The organism is Prevotella sp. HMSC073D09, assembly GCF_001814145.1.
In the GTDB taxonomy this organism is placed as follows: Bacteria; Bacteroidota; Bacteroidia; order Bacteroidales; family Bacteroidaceae; genus Prevotella; species Prevotella conceptionensis.
Window position 1 is genome coordinate 106,079 of sequence record NZ_KV815079.1, and the last position, 5,398, is coordinate 111,476.

The 5,398-nt window shown below is 47.0% G+C and carries 3 protein-coding genes; all 3 read right to left on the minus strand.

All coding sequences use genetic code 11. The annotated features are described in order from the left end of the window. Nucleotides 1-301: 301 nt before the first annotated feature. Nucleotides 302-2,773, minus strand: a complete 2,472-nt coding sequence (locus HMPREF2955_RS06245) for an ATP-dependent helicase (protein ID WP_070721895.1) — start codon at nt 2,771-2,773, stop codon at nt 302-304. Between the two features lie 32 nt (nt 2,774-2,805). Next, nucleotides 2,806-3,543, minus strand: coding sequence for a monofunctional biosynthetic peptidoglycan transglycosylase (mtgA, locus tag HMPREF2955_RS06250; protein WP_070721898.1), 738 nt, complete (start codon nt 3,541-3,543; stop codon nt 2,806-2,808). Nucleotides 3,544-3,931: 388 nt separating this feature from the next. Then, entirely contained in the window at nt 3,932-4,609 is a 678-nt protein-coding gene (locus tag HMPREF2955_RS06255) for a YiaD family glycine zipper/OmpA-like lipoprotein (RefSeq protein WP_009229390.1), read from the minus strand. Nucleotides 4,610-5,398 lie beyond the last annotated feature (789 nt).

Below are 5,398 nucleotides of genomic sequence, written 5' to 3' on the forward strand. Positions count from 1 at the left end.
GTTTATGAGCAAGTAAGTTTATAAGTTTATGAGCAAGTAAGTTTATAAGCTTATGAGCTGGTAAGGTTGTGAGTTTGTAAGCTGGTGAGTTTATGAGCAAGTAAGTTTATAAGTTTATGAGCTGGTGAGGTTATGAGTTTGTAAGCTGGTGAGTTTATGAGCAAGAAAGTTTATGAGTTAACCAGCCACACCTAAGCCATTACCACTAACAAACAAACATAACAAAGGCGTCTGAACCTGCGCGAAGTGCGAACTAACGCATACACATCGCAGGCTCAGACGCCTTTATTTCCGGTCGGCCTTAGCCAATAACCTTAAACTTGGCAAACTTCAAGAGCAGTTTTTTTGAGCCAGCATGCTTAAAGTTAACTGTCATACGAGCGTTTTCGCCCGTTTCTTCAAGCCTTTCAATCGTGCCAATACCAAATCTTTCGTGTTCGATAACACAGCCCTCAACAATCTCCTTGCCCCCTGCATCGTACATCACTTCCGCAGATGCAGAGCCAGACGACGAATGAGAAATGGCCTCGGACACCTTTTTTAGGTTCGCACCACTAGCAGCAAGCCTCTTTTTAAAGCCTTCTGACAGCGGGTCTACCGCAGGTTCGGGTTTCCTTGGTCGCGTTGGGTTGGGTATTGGGTCGGCCATGAACTGGCTCGCAACGGGCCGTGAGTTAAGAAAACGCGGGTTATCAAAACGCTCTTCACGCGTTTCCCTTGTATTCCGCCCCCCATTATAGCGTGCCGAAGGCAGTTCGTCTGACAACAAACTGCGCTCCAACCGCGGCTTAGAGAAGTCGGACATAGGGTTCTGAACATTCAATAAGCTAGGGTCGATGTCGCGAATAAAGCGACTGGGCGTGTCGAACTCCATTCGTCCAAAGCGATAACGGTTCTTGGCACACGTCAATATACAATGCCTTTCGGCACGAGTGATGGCCACATAAAGCAGTCGACGTTCTTCTTCAAGCTGTCGAGGCGAGTCGGTAGACCGCGGACTTGGGAAGATATTCTCCTCCAATCCCACGACAAACACCGTAGGGAACTCCAACCCCTTGGCCGAATGGACGGTCATTAACACCACCCTACTCTCGTCGTCGCCCTCACTATCAAGGTCAGAAAGTAACGAAACCTCTTGTAAATAGTCGTTTAAGAACACCTCGCCTTCGTTCCCTTCTTCGCGCCTAATGTCTACAAACTCCCTTAGTCCGCCCACAAACTCCTGCAAGTTTTCTTGTCGCGTAAGGCTATCGGCATCGTTCGCGGCGTATAGGTCGGCCTGAATGCCACTCTCTTTGATGATTTTCATCCCCAATTCGTAGGCATCCAAGGTTGCAAGTTCGGCCACAAAGGTATTCACCATGTCGCGAAACTTCTGCAACTTGGTCCATGTCCCCTTGTTCACATCAAGCTGATAGTGGGCAGGATTGGACAATATCTCCCAACAGCTCACTCCGTTTTGCAGTGCCGCCATTGTAACTTTGGCCAGCGTGGTGTTTCCAATTCCACGGGCAGGATAGTTCACGATGCGCTTAAAAGCCTCCTCATCGTCAACGTTCATCACCAGTCTGAAATAGGCGATAATGTCTTTTATCTCCTTCCTTTGGTAAAAACTCAATCCTCCGTAGATGCGGTATGGGATGCTTTGTCGGCGTAACTCTTCCTCGAACGAGCGGCTTTGCGAATTTGTTCGGTACAATATGGCAAAGTCGCTATACGCCCCTTGCTCGTCGTTCATGATGCGTTTGATGTCGTTACACACCACCAACGCCTCTTCCTTATCCGAATAAACGGGTTTCAGCATTAACTTCTCGCCCGCATCATTCTCACTAAACACATCTTTCTTTATCTGCCTTTGGTTATGGCTGATAAGGCTGTTGGCTGCCTTCACGATGTTTTGTGTGGAGCGATAATTTTGTTCCAACTTGAAAAGACGCGTCTCTGGAAACTGCTGTTGAAAGTCTAATATGTTGTCGATGTCGGCACCTCGAAATCCATAAATGCTCTGTGCATCGTCGCCCACCACGCAGATTCGGCGGTGTTCTTTCGTCAACAACGTCACAATAAGTTGCTGAACATGGTTAGTGTCTTGGTACTCGTCTACCAACACATATTGGAAACGCCCTGCATACTCCTTTCTCACATCCTCGTGTTCGGCAAATAGTCGGTAAGTAAGCACCAACAAGTCGTCGAAATCCATAGCGTTAGCCAGACGACAACGCTGCATATAAGCGGCATACACCTTGTGCAAAGCCGACATGTGTTCGCGTGCATCGCGCATCATCAGCTCTGCATTGGCTGCATAAGCGTCGGGAAGGATAAAGTGATTCTTAGCCATTGATATGCGCGCATGCACCGTTGCAGGCTTATACACCTTATCGTCTAGCTGCATTTCCTTACAGATAGTTTTGATAAGCGAGCGCGAATCCGTTTCATCGTAGATGGTGAAGTTCGACGAGAAACCTATCCGAGGGGCCTCAACGCGTAATATTCGCGAGAAGATAGAATGGAAAGTACCCATAAAAAGGTGCTTGGCCCCATCGTGTCCAACAAGGTTTCCAATGCGCGCCTTCATCTCGTTGGCCGCCTTATTGGTGAAAGTAAGCGCCAATATGTTCCACGGTTTCAGTCCCTGTTGCAACAAATAGGCAATCTTAAAGGTAAGAACGCGCGTCTTACCAGAACCTGCACCGGCGATAACCAGCTGCGGGCCATCGGTATATACCACCGCCTCGCGCTGGCTTTCGTTTAGTTTATCGAGCAAATTCTCCATCTTTGGTTTGTTGTATGGGCTGTCTACCCTACTTATTTCTTCTTCCGATACACGCCACCACTGGCAGTATTGGGGTTATAGTCTTCACCTTCCTTGGGGAACGAAGGCATAAAGCGCATGTTCTTCATAATCTGCCTTTGCCTTTTGCGTATGTAAGGCGAAGGATATTTGGAACTAAACACTCGCGGATTGGGCAGTGTGGCGGCGATAAGGGCACACTGAGCGCGACTAAGATTGCCGGCTGTGGTGCCGAAGTTGTATTCGGCCACAGCATCCGCACCATAGATGCCGTCGCCCATCTCGATAGAGTTGAGGTACACCTCCATAATGCGTTGCTTGCTCCACATCAGCTCGATAAGTGCCGTGAAGTACATTTCAAAGCCCTTCCTTATCCACGAACGGCCTGGCCATAGAAACACATTCTTGGCCGTTTGCTGACTAATTGTGCTGGCACCCATTTTCTTTCCGCCCCTCATGTTTTGCTTGGCAGCTTTCTGAATGGCCGCAAAGTCGAATCCGTGGTGCAACAAGAAACGCTGGTCTTCACTTCCCATCACGGCCACAGGCAGATGTGGCGAAATCTTTTCTATCGAAACCCAGTGGTGGTGCATGGTAAGGCTTTTGCCATCGAGCAGTTGTTCGCCACAACGGATGAACATCAATGGTGTGAAAAACACGGGAACGAAACGCAACACCACCACCGAAAGGATGGTAGAGCCGAAAAACAGGGCGGCCGTCCACCGCAAAACCTTAAATATTTTCTTTTTCATTAGATTCATTTCAATAAACGTTTAAAGTGGTTCTAACAATTACCCTTGTTGGCTTTTCAGGTTTTATTTGGGCGGATTTCGCTTGTATTTTGAGGGAGCATAGTGGCTTATGCGACCGCAAAGGCCTGTGAAAGATGCCAAATAAAATCAAAAAGACAGCAAATAGCGTTGCTTGAAGTGTGATTGAATGACGGCGTGGAATTTTTAGAACCAGCCTTTTAGTGTGTTCCATCGGCCACTTGTGTTAGATTTGCCTCATACTGTTGTTTACTTGTCGCCCTTGGTAAAGCCGAAAGGCACGAAAGAAAAGACGCCATCGCCCACAACATGTTGGCCAATGCAACTTTTCTTTCGCGCCTTTTAGCTTTTTATGGCTTTGGCGCAGGCCTTACTTCAACGTTCCGTTGTTGGCAGCGTCAATCATAGCCTTGCTAGCATAGAGGTAAACTTCTACGCGACGGTTCTGCTGTCTGCCGCTAGCCGTAGAGTTGCTGGCAACGGGGTCAGAACTTCCCTTGCCTTCAACCTTTTGGAATTGGCTGCGTGGAACACCACAATTGGCGAGATAGTTAACAACGCTCTGTGCGCGACTGTTGCTCAAAGGGATATTGATGCCATCGTTACCCGTATTGTCGGTGTGGCCATAGATGTCCACATGGCAGTCCCTATTCTCTTTAAGCACCTGCGAGAACTTAGCCAACTCGTTTTTCGAAGATTGGTTAAGTGTAGCCTTATTGGTGGCAAAAAGAATACCAGAGTCGAATGTCACCTTCACGGCTTTTAGTCCGTTGGCATCGGTAACCTCCTCTACCTTGGCGTTCTTCACTTGTTCGGCGGTACGTTTAGCCACCTTATCCATGTGCTTACCAATCATCGAGCCAGTGGCTGCACCAACAGTTGCACCAACAACGGCACCAACAGCTGTGTTACCTGCTACCTTACCAATTACTGCACCTAAGAGTGCTCCGCCGCCAGTACCGATAAGGGTACCTGTTCCTTGCTTGGTTTTACAGCCGAACACTAACACGAGACACATCAATAGTGTCAAAACTTTCATCTTCTTCATAAATCTCTAACTATGTTTTCTAATGTTATTCGTACTGCAAAGATACGCCTTTTTATTCTCTTGTTGCGCAATTGGCAACATTTTTTATAGAAATAGTCAAATGGGTTGAATAGAATAAAGAAGTGGATAGCTTGGTTTGACTGAAAATTGCTGGATTTATAAGCTCGTGTAGGCACTTATCTGTCTAAGGAAGTCGTCTTGACTTTTAATGGTTCTATAACTTGGGTGGAGTTTGTTTTCTTTGTGTGGTAAAACCAAGATAAGCATTCTGCTCATGCACAAAGTACTAGACGAGGATACGATAAAAACCTGAAATATTGCCCCAAGTTGTCTGTGGCAAAACGTGGTTATGTTTCAGAAGGCGACTTGGCGGAAGTTATTCCATGCGTTCTCTACGAGTTGAAAGCCTGGCTGTCAATGGCAGATTACTTCTGCTTTTCCATTATATCGTCTTGGTTGGTCGTGAGGAACATCCCCACAACCGCTCGCGCTGGCCGTTGCAAGCCTACATGTTTTCTGTGTCGTTGCCCACTCGCGCGTGTTTACAGCATAATTCTTTTTGTATAGTTTTTAGTAGTAAATTTAACATTATGAGTGCCTTTTCATCCACCAATCGCCCACTTTGCCACAAAAACTCGATTCTCGCGAAGGTTTGTATTGATGCAAAATAGGGTTAGCATGTGCATACGGCAAAATGAATTTTTATTTGAAAAGGCCACCATTTGCACCTATTTCGGAGCTATTTGCAGCAAAAAGGAGTGCGTTTTGCCGCTAAATGGAGTGCGTTTT

Coding starts and splice junctions, on each gene's coding strand:
- HMPREF2955_RS06245 (WP_070721895.1), bottom strand. CDS start 2,773: ATGGAGAATTTGCTCGATAAACTAAACGAAAGCCAGCGCGAGGCGGTG.
- mtgA (WP_070721898.1), bottom strand. CDS start 3,543: ATGAAAAAGAAAATATTTAAGGTTTTGCGGTGGACGGCCGCCCTGTTT.
- HMPREF2955_RS06255 (WP_009229390.1), bottom strand. CDS start 4,609: ATGAAGAAGATGAAAGTTTTGACACTATTGATGTGTCTCGTGTTAGTG.